The organism is Denitrificimonas caeni, from assembly GCF_027498055.1.
Lineage (GTDB): Bacteria > Pseudomonadota > Gammaproteobacteria > Pseudomonadales > Pseudomonadaceae > Denitrificimonas.
In genome coordinates this window covers 2,130,439-2,148,103 of the sequence record NZ_CP114976.1, presented here as the reverse complement: position 1 = coordinate 2,148,103, position 17,665 = coordinate 2,130,439, and the positions used below count along the sequence as shown (strand labels likewise).

Here is a 17,665-nt window from a genome sequence, read left to right as displayed (position 1 = left end):
GGACACTGCTTTAGTCCTTTGGCACGCTTCCTGCTTTGAATAAATAACAGTAGGTCTGAGTGTCAATAAATTGTGTGTAAGGCCAGTAGCGCTGCCGCGAGTTTAATCACTTGCCTTTAGTTGCTGTGCTGTTTGCCGATACTAAAGATTGCATGCGACAAAAGTTCTGTGCGCTGCCGCACATTTTGCAGTCTGTGCGTGCCACACTTACTGAAAATCTAATTTAGCGGTTATTGGGATTAATAATAATGAATCACCTGCCAGAAAAACGTCAGATGTCAGTGCAAGCAAAAATAAATATAACCTTGCTGTCGGTGTTTTTTGTTGTGATGTCAGCCTCGCTTATGTTTTCTGCACACAATGAGAAAGAGTTAGTGTTGAGTGTGGTAGAACAACAAACCAAGGATGCGGCAGATAGCTATTTTGATAGCATTAACACCATGATGCTGACCGGCACCATGGCCCAACGCAGCGTTTTACGCGATAAGATCCTGGCCCGACCAGGTGTGACTGATGCGCGAATTGTCCGCGCTGAAGGCATTACCAAAACCTATGGCGCAGGTTATGATCACCAAGCCCCCGCTGACGAATTGGATCGCCGCGCTTTGGCCGGTGAAGAGATTATGCAAATCTCCAAGGACGGCAATGGCCGCCTGTTAACTGTGATTAATCCAATCCGTGCTGAGCAAGATTACCGTGGCACCAATTGCTTAACCTGCCACCAAGTGCAAGAAGACTCTGTAGTTGGCGCGGTCCGTATCAGTTATTCCCTCGATGCTTTAGACAGCCAAGTGGCGCGTAACTTATGGACTGCTGCGGGCATTCAACTGCTGTTATTGCTGGCTGGTTTATTTGTGATTGTGGTGATTGTCCGTCAGACCGTTATTAAGCGTATTCACGCGATGCGTCATACCATGGAAGCCATTGCCAAAGATGATGACCTCAGCTACAGCATTGCCGTGGGTAACCGTGATGAAGTGGGGGCCATGGGTGAAGCCTTTAATCGCATGATTGCTAAGTTTAAGCACAGCTTGCATGCAGTGTCTGATGTTACTCAGCAGTTGGGCGATGTTTCTGATCAGGTGGCCAGTGTCGCCGATACCACTTTAAAAGCAGTGGTTGAGCAGCGCACGGAAACCGACATGGTTGCCTCGGCCATGAACGAAATGAGCGCCACAGTCAATGAGGTGGCACGTCATGCCACGCAAACTGCAGAAGCTTCGCAAGGGGCTGATGATGAGTCGAAAGCTGGAGTCTTGGTCGCTGAAGAAGCCATCGCTGGAATTAAAGAGCTGATTGCTGAAATTGAAAGCGCCGCCAGTGTCGTGCAACAGGTAGAAACCGATACCGATAGCATCAGCGCAGTGCTGGATGTGATTAAGGGCATTGCTGAGCAAACAAACTTGCTGGCACTCAACGCAGCCATTGAGGCGGCCCGTGCCGGTGAGCAAGGCCGTGGCTTTGCGGTGGTGGCTGATGAAGTGCGCACCTTGGCTTCACGCACGCAAAAATCCACTGAAGAAATTCAGAATATGATTGAGCGGCTCCAGCATGGGGTGAAGGATGCGGTGGGAGCGATGGCCGGTGCGCAAGAGCGTGCCATGACCGGCTCTGACTGTGTGGAAAAAGCCTCGCAAAGCCTGCATGTGATTGCTGCTGAAGTGGCAACCATTAACGATATGAATACTCAGATTGCCACCGCAGCGGAAGAGCAAAGCGCAGTGGCAGAAGAGATTAATCGTAATGTGACTACAATCAGTACCATTGCTGATAGCACTTCAACCGGTGCCACGCAAACTGCGCAAAGCAGTGAAGAGCTGGTGCGCTTGACCCTAGAGCTGCGCAGGTTGGTGGATCAATTTAAACTCTAACCACTGCAGCCATCAGGGCTTGAATAAAGTGCTGATGGCTGGGCTGCTTGCTAAGTGGCTAAGTGGCTAAGTGGCTAAGTGGTGCGGCAGTCAAGGGCGGGTTCATAGACTAAACCCGCTCTTTGCCTGCATTGCATGGCCAATGCCACTGTATTGACTCAGTCTTTTTCAATGGTCCAAACAAGAACAGGCTACGGCGTATTTTTTTGTAAGTTGCGCAGCTGTTCTTGTAAGGCGCTGATGGTGCGGTTGGTTTGCGCGCGATAGGCATCAAAGTCTGCCAGTGAAGGCCCGCTACTGTCTGCTGTTGCAGTACTTGCTAGCTGGTCCACTTCACTGCGCAAGATCAATATATCTTGCTGAATACGCGTCAGCTCGTCGCTGTGCTGGCTGTTTTCTTGCAACTTAGCCAGTTTGCTATTGGTGCTGGTTAATTGGCTTTTGAGCTCCGCCAGCTGGGCCAGTTGCTGCTGATTGCTGTTGAGTTCCTCTGTTAACTTTTGCAGTGTGCTGTGCTGATTTTCCAGTTTTTTGCTTAAGTCCGTTTGCAGCGCGCTTAGGGCAGTGGCTTGCTCTGTTAAAGTTGTTTTTTGCGCGGCAATACTGTTATCTAAACCTGTGCTTGTTTCACTTAATGCGGTCAATTCAGTGCTGAGCTTGCTGATGCCGGTGTCATGTTGATCGAGGCGGCTGGTCAGCTGTTTGTGCTTGGCTACTGCCTCTTGCTCTAGGCGATTTAAGCGCAGTTTAAGCGCTTCATTACCACTCAATACGCTGCTTTCTGTGGCGCTGACTTTGCCAGTAATGGCGTTGATCCGGCCGGCAGCATCTTCACTGATTTTTGAGAAGCTGTTTTGGGTGGCAACTAACTGCTGCTCTAACAGCTGCATGCGCTGTAGGCTCCACCAGCCAAAGGCGGTGCTGGAACAGGCAATGGCCAAGGTTAGGGCAGAAAGTAGGCCAATGGCTTTGTTTGAACTGGGAGGGCTGGGTGGCGTTGCAGTAGCGCGCAGGTTGTCTGCAGCGGCTGCGTCATGGGCTGCTGCACTGTCGAGCGCCGGCTCAATGCGCCCTCGACTGAGGGGCGGCAGTTCATCAATATCATCGTGTGCATCATTACGCATAGTCGGTGAACCAATCTTCAAGGCAGTGGTAAGTTGCTGGGCAGTATAGCGGAAAATGTTTAAGTCTCGCGCTGCCTTGTTTAGACGCAACTCACTGCTAGGGTTCAATAGATATGTAGATATACCGTTAGCAAGTGCGAGACGAGGGCGCTGTGGGTACGTGGCAGCAGCCTATAAACATTGGCATAGAGCAGCTTCAGCGATAAACTGCGACTCTGTTCATTAGTATCAGTGGAGCACTCAATGAGTCTGTTTTTAGTGGGATTGTTAATAGCTGCTATTTTAGTGCTCGCGTGGGGCGTGAGTTTATATAACGCTTTGGTGCGCCTTAAGCATAGCGTGACTAAAGCCTGGTCCAATATTGATGTATTACTTAAACAGCGTCACGACGAGCTGCCTAAGCTGGTGGAAACCTGCAAGCAGTATATGCAACATGAAAGAAACACCTTAGAAGCAGTCATCAGTGCTCGTAATGCCGTGTCCAGTGCGCGCGAGCAGCAAGATATGGGTGCTCTAGGTACAGCGGAAACAGGTCTGCGTTTAGGCTTGGGCAAGCTCTTTGCCCTAGCGGAAAATTACCCTGACCTTAAAGCTAACGAAAGCTTTCAGTTTTTGCAGCAACGTATTAGCGGCTTAGAAAGTGGTATTGCTGATCGCCGTGAGCTGTATAACGAGGCAGTTAATCTAAATAACGTCCGTATCGAGCAGTTTCCTGATGTGATTATTGCCCGCTACTTTAACTTTACTGCCGCGGAACTATTGCGTTTTAGTGATGCTGAAATAGCAGATGTTGATGTTAAAAGCCTGTTCGGTTAAGTCTTAGTGGATATTGTTGGGCTCAGCGTGAGCTTGGCTGCGACCAGTCTTGTCAGTCTGATTACTGGCTGGTGGAGCATTAATAATCTCAAAAAGGCTCGCTATTTGCTGGATACCCCCACCTCTAAAATACGCTCGGCGGCGCAAGGCTATGTGGAGTTGTACGGAGTGCTAAAAGAGGGCGAGGGCCTGCTGCGCGCGCCTTTAAGTGATGAGCAGTGTGTGTGGTGGTCATTTGCCATTGATGAGCAAATTCAAAGCGGTAAGGACAACAAGCGCTGGCAGCAAGTAGAAAAGGGCGCAAGCGCTGCGTATGTGTGCCTCAGCGACGGCACTGGTGATTGCTTGATTGATCCCGCCGGTGCTCAGGTTATCCCCATGACCAAACAAGTCTGGTACGGCAGCGCGCGGCACCCACTTAAAGAGCAAATGCGTAAGAACTTTTTACAAAGTATGTTACGTGGGGTAAAACGCTACCGTTACACCGAGCAGCGCTTGCATGTGAGCGAGCCTTTATATGCCATTGGTGACTTTTTTACCCGTGGTGGTGGCCATGATGCTTTTGATGTGACTGCCAGTCAGGGAGCGATCGTGCGCGAATGGAAAAGCGATTACCAAGGGTTGTTGCGCCGTTTTGATCGTGACCGTAATGGGCAGTTGGATGAGCAGGAATGGCAGCGTGTGCGTGACAGTGCAAAGGCAGAGGCGCTGCGTTTACATCGACTGCGCAGTGCTGAGCCGGCGCAACACTATCTGCGCAAACCGCAAGAAGGTCAGCCGTTTATTTTATCCAGTTATGGCGAAGATGATATTGCTAAGCGCTTTTATTGGCAGGCGATACTGGGTGCTGTTTTGTGTATTACCAGTGCCTTGGGCGCTGCCTATATCATCAATACGCAGCTTTAAAAGTCAGCCGTGCGCACTAGGTGCTGGCTTTCTAAGGTGTCCATTAGGACTTGAACTTTTTGTAGCGACTCTTGGTATTCCTCGTCAATATTGGAGTCGTAAACAATCCCGCCGCCACCCCAACAGCTGATTTCACCATGGTTGGCCAGTAAGGTGCGAATGCTAATGGAGCTGTCCATTTCGCCGCGGCTATCCAGATAGAAAATAGTTCCGCAATAAATACTGCGCACGCTGGCTTCCAACTCGGCAATGATTTGCATGGCGCGCCGTTTTGGTGCACCAGTGATGGAGCCGCCGGGAAAGCTTCCCATTAGCACATCCAGTGGACTGTATTGCGGCGCTAAAGTACCGGTGACGCTGCTGACCATATGGTGCACATTGGGGTAGCTTTCTAAAGCAAATAACTCAGGTACACGAATACTGCCAGTGCTGCAGTAGCGGCCAAGGTCGTTGCGCAGCAGATCAACAATCATTAAGTTTTCGGCTTGATCTTTAGTGCTGGCCATCAGCTCTGCAGCCAGGGCTTGATCTTCTGTTGTGGATTGACCGCGAGCACGGGTGCCTTTAATTGGACGGCTTTCCACCTGACCCTGACGTACTTGGATAAAACGCTCAGGCGATAAGCTCAAAATTGCTTGCTGCGCATTCACACGAATAAAGCTAGCAAAGGGGGTTGGGCAGCGCTTCCGCAAGCTGCGATAGGCATGCCAAGCATCCCCCTGATAATTACTGCTAAAACGCTGGGTGTAATTGACTTGGTAACAGTCGCCAGCGGCAATGTAGTTATGGATCTGCTGCAAATCGGCGCGGTAGCGCTCAGGGCTAATGCGTGGGCGAAACTTGTCGGTTAAGTGAAATGGCGCGGTTGGCGCGGCACCGCTGGCTGGGCTACTAAATATCGCTAAGAGTTCCGTACAGCGCGCATTAGGTACGCTGGAGTGGCACATCAACCAGCAGCTCTGGCTTTGGTGGTCAGTGATCAAGGCCCAGTCATATAAGGCAACAGTGGCGCTGGCCAAGCCTTCAACCTCGGAGCAGTGCGCAAGGTTGTTTAGTTCATAGGTTAAATAGCCGATTAAACCGCCAGTAAAAGGCAGTTCCATAGGGCTGGGCGCTTGGCAGCGGCTCAGCTGCTTGAGCAAGGAGTGGCAGCGTTGGCGAAAGTCTGCGAGCGACTCAGCAGCGGTTGGCGTAACCGTGGCCAGAGGCCAAGCGCTGATGATATCAAAGCGTCCCCGTTGACTGTGCGGCTGCCCAGAGTCTAAAAGTACAGCGCCAGACTGATTGCGCAAGAGTTGGAAGTAGTCGCTGGGATCAGGTTGATAGGGCAGAGGATAAAGCTGGCAAATTGGCATAAATACAAGGTTACGCTAAGTAGGCCTGTGCTGGCGCTGCTTAGCGTAAAAGCCTCACATGTTTATTTAAGAAGGAACGCTGGCAAATAAAGTCTGGGAAAAGTGCATGCGCTCTTCCACAGTTTCAGTTTTGCCTTGGCGTTTTAGTTCAGCAATGTGGTCTTCCACCGCGTGCGCGCGCAGGGTTAAACCGGCGTTATTGGCGATTTGAATATTCAAACCGGGCCGAGCGTTCAGTTCTAGAATTAAAGGGCCTTGCTCTTGGTCGAGCACCATATCCACACCAATATAACCAAGGCCGCACAGCTCATAACTGCCTGCGGCTAAGCGCATAAAGCCTTGCCAGTCTGGTAACTGTAAACCGGCCACATGGTTGCTGGTGTCTGGGTGTTTGCTGATTTTATTGTTCAGCCATGTTCCCTGTAAGGTATGCCCTGTGGCCAGGTCAACGCCAACCCCGATGGCGCCTTGGTGCAGGTTAGCTTTACCACCGGATTGGCGGGTGGGTAAACGCAACATGGCCATAATGGGGTAACCCATCAAGACAATCACACGAATGTCCGGCACACCTTCGTAACTGATGCTTTTAAACAGTGGGTCAGGGGTCACGCGGTATTCAATTAGAGCACGATCACGGGAGCCGCCTAAAGAGTAGAGTCCGGTTAGGATGCTGGAAATCTGATACTCAATTTCTTCGTGGCTAATGATTTTGCCAGAGACCGTTTTATAACGGTCCTCAAAGCGGTCAGCAACCACCAAAATACCATCACCGCCAGCACCCATTGCAGGTTTAATCACAAAGTCAGTGCGCCCAGCCAAAATGCTGTCGAGTTTACTGATCTCTTTTTCGGTGGAAATAATGCCGTACATTTCTGGCACGTTAATGCCAGCTTCGATAGCGCGTTCTTTGGTGAGGATTTTGTCATCCACCACCGGATACAGGCTGCGCTTATTGTATTTAAGTACGTAGTCGGCATTACGGCGGTTGATGCCCATAATGCCTTTCGCACTGAGCTCGCGCCACGTTTTAATTAAACCAAACCCAAGCATGGCATCAGTCCTTTAAGAAGGCTTTAAAACGGAACAGCTCAGTTAAGCGGTAGCCGCGGTAGCGACCCATAGCCAGCATAAAGGCCACCATCAGTAACAATACTGCTGGGAAGGTAAAGATAAAGTAGTTGAGCTCCGAGACACTCATTAAGTAGTGCGCTAAAGAAGCAGCAAACAGAGTGCCAACAGCGACTTTAAAGGCATGGCCGCCGCCACGCTCTTCCCAAGTGATCGACAAACGCTCAATGGTCATGGTCAGAATTACCATTGGGAACAGTGATACTGACATGCCGCGCTCTAAGCCCAGCTTATGGCTAAACAGGCTGATTACTGCAATCAATACCACAACAAAGGTTAAGACCACCGAGAGCCTGGGTAACATTTGCAGTTTCAAGTGTTCCAAATAAGAGCGCAGGGCTAAACCAAGGGTCGTAATTACAGTAAACAGCATGATGCCAAAGCCCAGTTGGGTCTCGCGAAAGGCTAGGGCAATCAATACGGGCGTAAAGGTGCCCAAGGTTTGTAGGCCGCCGAGGTTACGCAGCACCAGAATCACCATGACCCCCAGCGGAATCATAATCATCACTTGATAGATTTGCTGAGTTTGCAGCGGAAGGCCGTACAAAGAGTAGTCTAAAAAGCTTGCATCAGTGTTGTCATTGCTCATTTGCGCTAAGCGAATAGCGTTAATTTCACTGCTGTTTAGAGTAAAGTTCACCGACGCTTTAGTGCCGCCCTCTAGATTAATCAGTGGTGCATCACCGATCCACCAAATCATGCGGTCATCGGGTAAACCTTGCTCACCGGACTGCGGGTTAAAATACAGCCATTTTTCGCCATTAAAGCTGCGCAACCACAACTCAGGCGTTTGGTTCATATCGGCTTGTAAACGAATGGTATGTAAGCGCTGCATCGGAACGTGGGCGATGGAGAGCAGTACATCAATCACATCGGCTTTACGTTCGCTGGAGGTGTCGCCACCCAGTAAAAGGCGCACGTTATCATCGTTAACGTTGTTAACCCGCTTGATGGCTTCACTGATAAAGGTTTCTACGTCGGCAGAGTGTTGGCGAATGGGGGCCAGCAGCGCTTCAGAGGCTACTTTTTCGGGGCCATCTACTGGCAGTGTTTCCCGGTAAATTGGGCCTTTTTCTTTGACCTTTTCACCGCTATAGCGTTTGGTCATGACCATGCGGTAATACAGGGTTTGCTTGCCACTGGCGCGGCGAGCTGACCAAGTTACGCGGCGGTTATCATCATCGCGGTTAACGCTGACGCCGTAGTTGTTGGAAATAAAGCTTTCATTGAGGCTAATGTAGTTTTGATTCAGTGGTGGCACAAACATTTGCAGTTTGATTGGCTCGCTGGGGTTGGCCTGAAACTCTACTTTGGCATCAATATTCCACAGGTTATCCGTTTCGTCAGCGGATACCGGAATGCCTAAGACAAAAATTTGATAGGCGGTAACTGAGCCACCAATAATGACACATAAAGCGATTAGTATTCTTAGGTGCAGTGTCAAAGAACGCATGTTAATTACTCAGCTATGGCAGTGGTGATGTTGTCGGTTTCGCACTTGGGTTTACCCGCAGAGTATTTCAAACTGGGGTCAACTAAGGCATTAAACTGTTTGAGCGCTGTGGAGCCTAACAAAAAAGGATATTGAAAGGTGCTGCGGTCAGTTAAATTGACTTCAATGGTGCGCAGTGCTCGGCCCATGCACACTGTCATTTCTACCACAGGGCGGGGCGTATAGCTTTTATCTTCTTCTGGGTCGTAGTCACCTGAGCGGCGTTTGATTTTGCTAATACGGGTTAAGGGTAACTCATAAAGATGCTCGCTGGCTTCATCGAGTGCTAAGTAAAAACGCACCCAAGACTCACCATCACGTTTAAAACGTTCAATGTCGCGGGCGCTGAGCGAGGCGGTTTTAGCGCCGGTATCAAGCTTTGCTGACATGTGCATATCTATATCGGCGATATACACATCTTCATTTAAGCCGTAAATATTCTTTTCGTTGGCTGTGGTCATAGACGGAATTAAAACAAGGTAAGTCAGCAGGGCAATAATATTAAATCTCATAGTGCTCGCAAAAATAAAGTAGTGAATTTATCCGCTATCGCCAAGAGGCAAAACGAGGTTGTCATAATCAATCTTAACCAAGCAATTATGGCAGAGCACGATGCCGTATTCTAATGGGCAGCGTTAAAAATAACCATGTAATCCTTTATTTGTCTGGTTTTAGCTGAATGAAACTGCAGGGTAAAACATAAGTTGCTGGGCTAACGACTTAAATGGACGCTAATTGGCGCAATACGTTCAGTTTGTTTTGGTGTTCGACCTTGGTCTGAGGATTGTCGACAATTGCTCAGGGATTGTTGACATGTGCTGGTCTCGAAGGTAGTTTTCAGGCATTAGAAGAATGAAGGTGTCGACACTGTGCCAGATCTACTTGAGGAAACAGCACTATTAAGCGGAGATTCTGCAACCCTGTCGGAACAGGTGTTTCGCAGTATTCAGGCGGCAATTGTCTGTGGCGATATTGCCCCAGGCAGTAAAATCTCCGAACCAGAACTGGCGCGTACCTATGGTATTAGTCGCGGCCCTTTGCGTGAAGCGATCCACCGTTTAGAAGGGCAACGCCTGTTAGTACGTGTACCCCATGTGGGCGCGCGCGTGGTGTCGTTGTCCCACAGCGAATTAATTGAACTCTATGAAATCCGTGAATCGCTCGAGAGCATGGCCTGTCGTTTAGCTGCTGCGCGGATGAGTGCCGAAGAGATAGAAGAGTTGCGTGCGGTACTGGATACCCACGAACGTGATGCGGCCTTTCAAGCTGGGGTGGGTTATTACCAGCAAGAAGGCGATTACGACTTTCATTACAAGATTATTCAAGGCAGTGGCAACCAAATGTTGGTCAAGCTGCTCACGGACGAGCTGTACCAATTGGTGCGCATGTATCGAATTCAATATTCGACAACCCCTAACCGTCCACAACAAGCCTTTAAAGAACATCACGGCATACTCGATGCCATTGCCAGTGGCGATGGTGAGTTAGCCGAGCTCTTAATGCGCCGCCATATTGCTGCATCGCGGCGTAATGTTGAGCGTCATTATCAAGGTGCCAATGACACCGTCCAACCCCTACGAGGTAAATTATGAGCCGTACAACTCCAGGTCAACGCTTTCGTGATGCTGTTGTCGAAGAAAGCCCGTTACAAGTGATCGGTGCGATTAATGCCAACCACGCTTTATTAGCCCAGCGCGCTGGTTTTAAAGCCATTTACCTGTCCGGTGGCGGTGTTGCCGCAGGTTCACTGGGTTTACCTGACTTAGGTATTACCGGTCTGGAAGACGTATTAATTGATGTGCGTCGTATTACTGATGTGTGTGATCTGCCGCTGTTAGTTGACGTGGATACTGGTTTTGGATCATCTGCCTTTAACGTGGCACGTACCGTGAAGTCCATGAGCAAAGCCGGCGCTGCGGCGATCCACATTGAAGACCAAGTGGGTGCTAAGCGCTGTGGTCACCGCCCTAACAAAGAAATCGTTACCCAGCAAGAAATGGTAGACCGTATTAAAGCTGCCGTTGATGCCCGTACCGATGACAGCTTTGTGATTATGGCGCGTACCGATGCGTTAGCTGTTGAAGGTCTTAACTCTGCTTTAGATCGCGCTGCAGCTTGTGTTGAAGCGGGTGCTGACATGGTCTTCCCGGAAGCCATTACTGAACTGGAAATGTACAAGCTGTTTGCAGAGCGTGTGCATGCGCCTATTTTGGCCAATATCACTGAGTTCGGTGCGACACCACTGTTTACTGTGGATGAATTAAGAGAGGCCAATGTTGGTTTGGTGCTGTACCCATTGTCGGCTTTCCGTGCGATGAACAAAGCTGCAGAGAATGTGTACACCGCTGTACGCCGTGATGGCACTCAGAAGAATGTGATCGATACCATGCAAACCCGTATGGAATTGTACGACCGCATCAACTACCACGCTTTTGAGCAGAGCCTAGACGCTTTGTTTGCTCAGAAAAAAAGCTAAGCTCGAGTTAATCGCCCATAGAGTGATGACCAATAATAAAAGTATAAGGAATGATCTGATGACTGAAGCAAAGAAAAAAGTACTGAGCGGCGCGGGTCTGCGTGGCCAGATTGCTGGACAAACAGCGCTGTGTACTGTGGGTAAAGAAGGTGCGGGTTTAACCTACCGTGGCTATGATGTGCGTGACTTAGCTGCGCATTGTAAGCACTTTGAAGAAGTTGCTTATTTACTGCTGTACGGTCATCTGCCCAATCAGGCTGAGCTTAAAGCCTACTTGCAGCGTTTGCATGCTATGCGTGATTTACCACAAACGCTGAAAGAAGTGCTTGAGCGTATTCCTGCTGATGCACACCCCATGGATGTGATGCGTGTGGGTACTGCTATGCTGGGTACTTTAGAGCCAGAAATGAGCTTTGCGCAGCAGTTGGATGTGGTGGATCGCTTGCTTGCTACCTTCCCAGCAATTTTGCTGTACTGGTACCGCTTCAGCCACGAGGGTGTGCGCATTGACTGCATGACCGATGAGCCAGATATTGGTAGCCACTTCTTAGCGCTGCTGCATGGCAAGTCGCCAAGCGCGCTGCACCGTGAAGTGATGAACGTCTCACTGATTCTTTATGCTGAGCATGAGTTTAATGCTTCAACCTTTACTGGCCGTGTCTGTGCGTCAACCTTATCTGACCTGTACTCGTGCATTACCGGTGCGATTGGTTCCTTACGTGGACCTTTACATGGCGGTGCTAACGAAGCAGCAATGGAGCTGATTGATCGCTTCAGTTCACCAGAAGAGGCGGTTGCTGAACTGCGTGAAATGATCGCTCGTAAGGACTTGATCATGGGCTTTGGTCATGCAATCTACCGTGATTCTGACCCACGCAACGAAGTGATTAAGGGTTATGCCAAGAAGCTGGCGGATGAAGCCGGTGATACGGTTATTTACCCTGTATCGGAAGCCATTGAGAGCTACATGTGGGAAGAGAAACGTTTATTCCCCAACGCTGACTTCTTCCATGCTTCTGCGTATCGCTTTATGGGTATTCCGACCGAACTGTTTACCCCGATCTTTGTTTGCTCGCGGGTTACCGGTTGGGCTGCACACGTGTTTGAGCAGCGCGCTAATAACCGCATTATTCGTCCAAGTGCTGAATACATTGGTGAAGATGAGCGTCCGGTTGCACCGATTGAGCAGCGCTAAAAGTTTGTTTGCTTAGGCTGATCCGGCAACCAGCTGTGTGTAATGCACAGCTGGTTTTTGCGGTTTAGGCCTGAGCGCTTTCCATATTGACCTGAGGGATTTTAAGCGAATGAAAAATACCCAATTCCGTAAAAAGCTACCCGGCACAGCCATTGATTATTATGATGTGCGCGAAGCTGTTGATGCCATTGAGCCTGGTGCTTATGCCAAACTGCCGTACACCTCACGCATCTTGGCTGAAAACCTAGTGCGCCGCTGCGAGCCCAGTGAGCTTACAGATGCGCTCAAGCAGCTGATTTATCGTAAAAGTGATTTGGACTTCCCATGGTACCCAGCGCGCGTCGTTTGCCACGATATTCTTGGACAAACCGCATTGGTTGACTTAGCTGGCTTGCGTGACGCCATTGCTGAGCAAGGTGGTGATCCGTCCAAAGTGAACCCAGTGGTGCCCACTCAGTTGATTGTTGACCACTCGTTAGCTGTTGAGTGTGGTGGCTTTGATTCAGACGCCTTTGAGAAAAACCGTGCCATTGAAGATCGCCGTAACGAAGACCGTTTCCACTTTATTGAGTGGACCAAAACGGCCTTTAAAAACGTTGATGTGATTCCTGCTGGTAACGGCATCATGCACCAAATTAACTTGGAGAAAATGTCTCCAGTGATTCAGGTGCGTGACGGTGTGGCTTTCCCGGATACCTGTGTGGGTACTGACAGTCACACCCCCCACGTTGATGCACTGGGGGTGCTGGCCATTGGTGTCGGTGGTTTGGAAGCAGAAACCGTAATGCTGGGGCTGCCATCGATGATGCGCTTGCCCAATATCGTTGGGGTAGAGCTCATTGGTGAGCGTCAGCCAGGCATCACTGCCACTGATATTGTTCTGGAGTTAACCGCGTTCTTGCGTAAAGAGCGTGTGGTGGGTGCTTACCTAGAGTTCTTTGGTGATGGTGCAGCGAGTCTATCCATTGGTGACCGCGCCACTATTTCCAATATGACCCCAGAGTACGGCGCGACTGCTGGTATGTTCTATATTGATGGACAAACCACAGAGTACCTAACCTTGACGGGTCGTGAGCCAGAGCAAGTCAAGCTGGTAGAAAACTACGCTAAGGTTGCCGGTTTCTGGGCTGATGACTTAACAGACGTTGAATACGAGCGTGTACTGACTTTTGATATTTCCAAGGTTGGCCGCAATATGGCCGGTCCTTCCAACCCTCATGCACTGGTTGCCACCAGCGACTTAGCGAGCAAAGGCATTGCTGGCGCGTGGGAAAAAGAAGAAGGCCTGATGCCCGATGGCGCAGTGATTATCGCTGCCATCACCAGCTGCACCAACACCAGTAACCCACGTAACGTGGTGGCTGCAGCATTGGTTGCACGTAAAGCGAACGAATTAGGCCTTGAGCGCAAACCTTGGGTGAAAACCTCATTTGCTCCAGGCTCAAAAGTTGCTGAACTCTATTTGAAAGATGCGAACTTATTGGAAGAGCTTGAGCAGTTAGGCTTTGGTATTGTCGGCTTTGCCTGCACCACCTGTAACGGTATGAGCGGTGCGTTGGATCCAGTGATTCAGCAAGAAATCATTGATCGCGACCTCTACGCCACTGCAGTGCTGTCCGGTAACCGTAACTTTGATGGCCGTATTCACCCGTATGCCAAACAAGCCTTCTTAGCTTCACCGCCTTTAGTCGTTGCTTATGCAATTGCCGGTACCATCCGTTTCGATATCGAAAAGGATGCGCTGGGTTACGATAAAGATGGCAACCCCATTACTTTGAAAGACCTGTGGCCAACCGATGCAGAGATTGATGAGATTGTTGCTGCTAGCGTGAAGCCGTCGCAGTTCAACCAAGTCTACATCCCAATGTTTGACTTAGGTTCAATCACCCAGTCGCCGAGTCCTTTGTATGACTGGCGTCCGATGAGTACCTACATTCGTCGTCCACCTTACTGGGAAGGTGCTTTGGCCGGTGAGCGTACCATGCAAGGTATGCGTCCATTGGCGATACTGGGTGACAACATCACCACGGACCACTTATCCCCGTCCAACGCCATTATGATGGACAGTGCTGCTGGTGAGTACCTGCACAAAATGGGCTTGCCGGAGGAAGACTTTAACTCCTACGCCACCCACCGCGGTGACCACCTCACGGCGCAACGTGCCACCTTTGCCAATCCTAAGCTGTTTAATGAAATGGCTGTGGATGAGCAGGGCAATGTCCGTCAGGGGTCATTGGCGCGCATTGAGCCAGAAGGCAAAGTTACGCGCATGTGGGAAGCCATTGAAACCTATATGGAGCGCAAACAGCCGCTGATTATCGTTGCTGGTGCTGACTATGGTCAGGGTTCTTCACGTGACTGGGCAGCTAAAGGTGTACGCCTAGCTGGTGTAGAAGTGATTGCGGCTGAAGGCTTTGAGCGCATTCACCGGACCAACTTGATTGGTATGGGCGTGTTGCCACTGCAGTTTGCTGAAGGCACTACCCGTAAAACCCTTGGTTTGGACGGTACAGAAACCTACGATGTAGAAGGCGAACTCAAGCCTGGCAACACCATGACCTTAATCATCACCCGTCGTGATGGTGAGATTGTGCGTGTGCCGATGCTCAGTCGTCTAGATACAGCTGCTGAAGTGGAAGTCTATGAGGCTGGCGGTGTGTTGCAACGCTTTGCCCAAGAGTTCCTCGCGGCAGAAGGCGCTAATGCATAAGTACGCCTAAGTGCAATCTCGAACCCGCTAAGTGAGCACTCCTTGTTTAGCGGGTTCTTATTTTCTAGTGGCCGTATTGGCACGGGCGCTGTTATTTTTTAGCGAGATTAGGGAGATTCCTCTATGAGTCAGGTCCCACAAATTAAAATTCCCGCCACTTATATGCGTGGCGGCACCAGTAAGGGTGTGTTTTTCCGTATTGATGACTTACCTGAGCGCGCACAGCAGCCTGGTGCGGCGCGGGATAATTTACTCTTGCGGGTGATTGGTAGCCCAGATCCTTATGGCAAACACACCGATGGCATGGGCGGCGCAACCTCCAGTACCAGTAAAACAGTACTGCTGGCAAAAAGTAGCCGAGCTGAGCATGACGTGGACTACTTATTTGGTCAGGTATCCATCGATAAACCCTTTGTGGATTGGAGCGGTAACTGCGGTAACTTAACCGCGGCAGTGGGCTCGTTTGCCATTTCTAATGGCTTAGTTGCAGCAGATAAAATTCCAGAAAACGGCATCTGTACTGTGCGCATCTGGCAGGTCAATATTGAAAAAACCATTATTGCCCATGTACCAATGACTAACGGTGAAGTACAGGAAACCGGTGACTTTGAGCTGGATGGGGTGACTTTCCCAGCCGCTGAAGTGCAGATTGAATTCTTGGATCCTGCCGATGGCGACGGCGATGATGCGGCGATGTTCCCAACCGGCAATGTGGTGGACGAGTTAGAAGTGCCGGGCGTTGCTACTTTAAAAGCCACTTTGATTAATGCCGGCATTCCTACCATTTTTGTCAATGCACAAGATATTGGTTACAACGGCACTGAGTTGCAGTCTGCGATCAATAGTGACCAAGCTGCTTTAGCCAAGTTTGAGCTGATCCGTGCTCACGGGGCAGTAAAAATGGGCTTAATTAAAAATGTGGCTGAAGCCGCTGCCCGTCAGCACACGCCGAAAGTGGCCTTTGTTGCGCCACCTGCAGACTACACTGCCTCCAGTGGTAAAGAGATTAAAGCAGCTGATATTGATGTGCTGGTACGGGCTTTATCCATGGGCCAATTACATCATGCTATGATGGGGACCGCTGCTGTTGCGATTGGTACTGCTGCAGCCATTCCTGGCACTTTAGTCAACTTGGCAGCCGGCGGTGAAGATCGTCAGTCGGTGAACTTTGGTCATCCGTCCGGCACTTTGCGCGTGGGCGCAGAAGCTGCGCAAGAAAATGGTCAGTGGCAGGTGAAAAAAGCCATTATGAGCCGCAGTGCCCGTGTCTTGATGGAAGGTTGGGTGCGTATTCCCGGCGACTCTTTCTAAGCGTTGCTTATATACCACTTGGCTTAAACAGCTGTGCAACGCCTAACTTAGCCGCTGTACAGCTGTGATTAAGACCGAGCAACCTTAAATAAGAAGCGCTCGTTAAGGGCGCTTATTGTTTGCAGGCTCGCTTGGCTAAGCGTGCGTTAACCAGAGTTTTCTGGATAACGGCGGTTTATTTGTCCGGCTCCATTGGAAACAGTTGCTCAGAAAGCTTTACATACCAGGCGGCTGACTGCACTTGGATGATATAGGCCAAAGCAATGAGCAAGGCCGCTTGTGCACCTGCTGCGCCAAAGGCGGTCATGGATAATGCCAAAGCAATGGACAGGTTGCGCATCACAGTGCCGTAGACCAAGGCAATACCGTCACCACGATTCAAGCGTTTTTTCGCCACCCAAGTGCTGATGACATAGTTGATGCCATACAACAGTAGCAGCGGAATAAATAAGCGCAAAATCAGGCTGGGTGAGTCCAGCAGATCTGGACCTTTTAGCGCCATGGCAACAAAAACAATGCCTAATACACCAAGACTGGAAAAGGGCGGGAACTTGCCTGCAACGTTTTTTTGGAAACCCTCAGCACCGTGTTTGCGCACCAACAGGGTGCGGGTGATCTGCCCAGCCACTAAAGGAATAGCGATAAACAATAATATTTGTTTAAACACCAGCACAAGCTCCATGGGGATTTTTGAGCCGAGCAAAAACTGTACATAAAAGGGTGTCAGTACCGAGCCTAAAAACAAACCAATAATAGTGATTTTAATTGCCGCCGGTAGATTACCTTTAGCAAAACCTGTCCAGGAAATAGTCATACCGCTGGTGGGCAGTAAAGCTGCTAGCAGTAAGCCCAAGGCCAGCTCTGGCTGCGCGGCAAAAAATACTCGACCTAAGGCATAAGCAACAAAAGGAATAAACATAAAATTAATCGCCAGCGCCCAGAGTTGCACAACGTTACCGCTGGGTACTAAGAGTTGCTTGGGTTTAACTCCGACCATCATTGGGTAGACCATTAAAATGGTGAGCGGGGCAATTAAGATACTGAGCTGCTCGGTTGGTGCGCTCAGTCCCACAGCTAAGCCAAGCAATAAAAACAGTGGAATGCTCAGACTGAGATTTTTGCTAAGCCAGATGATGTATTTCATGTTTAACTCCGTAGCAGCATGTTTGCACATAGGGCACTGCACGATGCAGGTGAATAGATACCTATAATGTATCTTTTCATATACTAATTGTGTCGCAACTGGCAGATATTCTTTAAGAGCGCAGCCACAGGATGCAA

General features: G+C 49.9%; 14 protein-coding genes. 8 read left to right on the top strand and 6 right to left on the bottom strand.

Annotated features, from left to right (window positions below):
• Positions 1–248: 248 nt before the first annotated feature.
• Positions 249–1,871, top strand: coding sequence for a methyl-accepting chemotaxis protein (locus tag O6P33_RS10090; RefSeq protein ID WP_269817654.1), 1,623 nt, complete (start codon positions 249–251; stop codon positions 1,869–1,871).
• A gap of 191 nt (positions 1,872–2,062) precedes the next feature.
• On the opposite strand, the gene O6P33_RS10085 is transcribed toward O6P33_RS10090, so the two are convergent.
• Positions 2,063–2,995, bottom strand: coding sequence for a hypothetical protein (locus O6P33_RS10085; protein WP_269817653.1), 933 nt, complete (start codon positions 2,993–2,995; stop codon positions 2,063–2,065).
• A 243-nt stretch (positions 2,996–3,238) separates the two neighbouring features.
• Here O6P33_RS10085 and O6P33_RS10080 point away from each other — a divergent pair, with 243 nt between their 5' ends.
• Positions 3,239–3,811, top strand: coding sequence for a LemA family protein (locus tag O6P33_RS10080; protein ID WP_269817652.1), 573 nt, complete (start codon positions 3,239–3,241; stop codon positions 3,809–3,811).
• 12 nt (positions 3,812–3,823) lie between these two features.
• Entirely contained in the window at positions 3,824–4,717 is an 894-nt protein-coding gene (locus O6P33_RS10075; RefSeq protein WP_420094993.1) for a hypothetical protein, read from the top strand.
• Here O6P33_RS10075 and pabB read toward each other — a convergent pair.
• The 4 genes from pabB to O6P33_RS10055 form a co-directional block, all read right to left on the bottom strand.
• The gene (pabB, locus tag O6P33_RS10070; RefSeq protein ID WP_269817650.1) at positions 4,714–6,072 is read right to left on the bottom strand and encodes an aminodeoxychorismate synthase component I; all 1,359 of its coding nucleotides are present in this window, start codon (positions 6,070–6,072) and stop codon (positions 4,714–4,716) included. The genes O6P33_RS10075 and pabB overlap by 4 nt on opposite strands.
• A gap of 66 nt (positions 6,073–6,138) precedes the next feature.
• A complete protein-coding gene (locus O6P33_RS10065) occupies positions 6,139–7,122 on the bottom strand; it encodes an alpha-L-glutamate ligase-like protein (RefSeq protein WP_269817649.1) in 984 nt (327 codons plus the stop codon).
• A 4-nt stretch (positions 7,123–7,126) separates the two neighbouring features.
• Positions 7,127–8,653: an inactive transglutaminase family protein gene (locus tag O6P33_RS10060; RefSeq protein ID WP_269817648.1), complete on the bottom strand. Its 1,527-nt coding sequence runs from the start codon at positions 8,651–8,653 to the stop codon at positions 7,127–7,129.
• A gap of 5 nt (positions 8,654–8,658) precedes the next feature.
• Positions 8,659–9,204, bottom strand: coding sequence for an ATP-dependent zinc protease (locus O6P33_RS10055; RefSeq protein WP_269817647.1), 546 nt, complete (start codon positions 9,202–9,204; stop codon positions 8,659–8,661).
• 357 nt (positions 9,205–9,561) lie between these two features.
• Between O6P33_RS10055 and O6P33_RS10050 the strand changes: the two genes are divergently transcribed.
• The 5 genes from O6P33_RS10050 (at position 9,562) to prpF (ending at position 16,384) form a co-directional block, all read left to right on the top strand.
• On the top strand, positions 9,562–10,284 hold the full coding sequence (locus O6P33_RS10050) for a GntR family transcriptional regulator (protein ID WP_269817646.1): 723 nt from the start codon (positions 9,562–9,564) through the stop codon (positions 10,282–10,284).
• Positions 10,281–11,168 (top strand): methylisocitrate lyase, encoded by an 888-nt coding sequence (gene prpB, locus O6P33_RS10045; protein ID WP_269817645.1) that lies wholly within the window; start codon positions 10,281–10,283, stop codon positions 11,166–11,168. Before O6P33_RS10050 ends, prpB begins: the two co-directional genes overlap by 4 nt.
• Positions 11,169–11,226: 58 nt before the next feature.
• The gene (prpC, locus tag O6P33_RS10040; protein ID WP_269817644.1) at positions 11,227–12,363 is read left to right on the top strand and encodes a bifunctional 2-methylcitrate synthase/citrate synthase; all 1,137 of its coding nucleotides are present in this window, start codon (positions 11,227–11,229) and stop codon (positions 12,361–12,363) included.
• Between the two features lie 109 nt (positions 12,364–12,472).
• Entirely contained in the window at positions 12,473–15,073 is a 2,601-nt protein-coding gene (gene acnD / locus O6P33_RS10035; RefSeq protein ID WP_269817643.1) for a Fe/S-dependent 2-methylisocitrate dehydratase AcnD, read from the top strand.
• Between the two features lie 123 nt (positions 15,074–15,196).
• Positions 15,197–16,384: a 2-methylaconitate cis-trans isomerase PrpF gene (gene prpF, locus O6P33_RS10030; RefSeq protein WP_269817642.1), complete on the top strand. Its 1,188-nt coding sequence runs from the start codon at positions 15,197–15,199 to the stop codon at positions 16,382–16,384.
• Positions 16,385–16,559: 175 nt separating this feature from the next.
• Here the strand turns inward: prpF and O6P33_RS10025 are convergent, their stop codons facing one another.
• Complete coding sequence (locus tag O6P33_RS10025) at positions 16,560–17,528, bottom strand: arsenic resistance protein (protein WP_269817641.1); 969 nt, start codon at positions 17,526–17,528, stop codon at positions 16,560–16,562.
• Positions 17,529–17,665 lie beyond the last annotated feature (137 nt).

Bases quoted from the DNA above. Each gene is read 5' to 3' on its own strand.
- O6P33_RS10090 (WP_269817654.1), top strand. From the start codon at position 249: ATGAATCACCTGCCAGAAAAACGTCAGATGTCAGTGCAAGCAAAAATA.
- O6P33_RS10085 (WP_269817653.1), bottom strand. From the start codon at position 2,995: ATGCGTAATGATGCACACGATGATATTGATGAACTGCCGCCCCTCAGT.
- O6P33_RS10080 (WP_269817652.1), top strand. From the start codon at position 3,239: ATGAGTCTGTTTTTAGTGGGATTGTTAATAGCTGCTATTTTAGTGCTC.
- pabB (WP_269817650.1), bottom strand. From the start codon at position 6,072: ATGCCAATTTGCCAGCTTTATCCTCTGCCCTATCAACCTGATCCCAGC.
- O6P33_RS10065 (WP_269817649.1), bottom strand. From the start codon at position 7,122: ATGCTTGGGTTTGGTTTAATTAAAACGTGGCGCGAGCTCAGTGCGAAA.
- O6P33_RS10060 (WP_269817648.1), bottom strand. From the start codon at position 8,653: ATGCGTTCTTTGACACTGCACCTAAGAATACTAATCGCTTTATGTGTC.
- O6P33_RS10055 (WP_269817647.1), bottom strand. From the start codon at position 9,204: ATGAGATTTAATATTATTGCCCTGCTGACTTACCTTGTTTTAATTCCG.
- prpB (WP_269817645.1), top strand. From the start codon at position 10,281: ATGAGCCGTACAACTCCAGGTCAACGCTTTCGTGATGCTGTTGTCGAA.
- prpC (WP_269817644.1), top strand. From the start codon at position 11,227: ATGACTGAAGCAAAGAAAAAAGTACTGAGCGGCGCGGGTCTGCGTGGC.
- acnD (WP_269817643.1), top strand. From the start codon at position 12,473: ATGAAAAATACCCAATTCCGTAAAAAGCTACCCGGCACAGCCATTGAT.
- prpF (WP_269817642.1), top strand. From the start codon at position 15,197: ATGAGTCAGGTCCCACAAATTAAAATTCCCGCCACTTATATGCGTGGC.
- O6P33_RS10025 (WP_269817641.1), bottom strand. From the start codon at position 17,528: ATGAAATACATCATCTGGCTTAGCAAAAATCTCAGTCTGAGCATTCCA.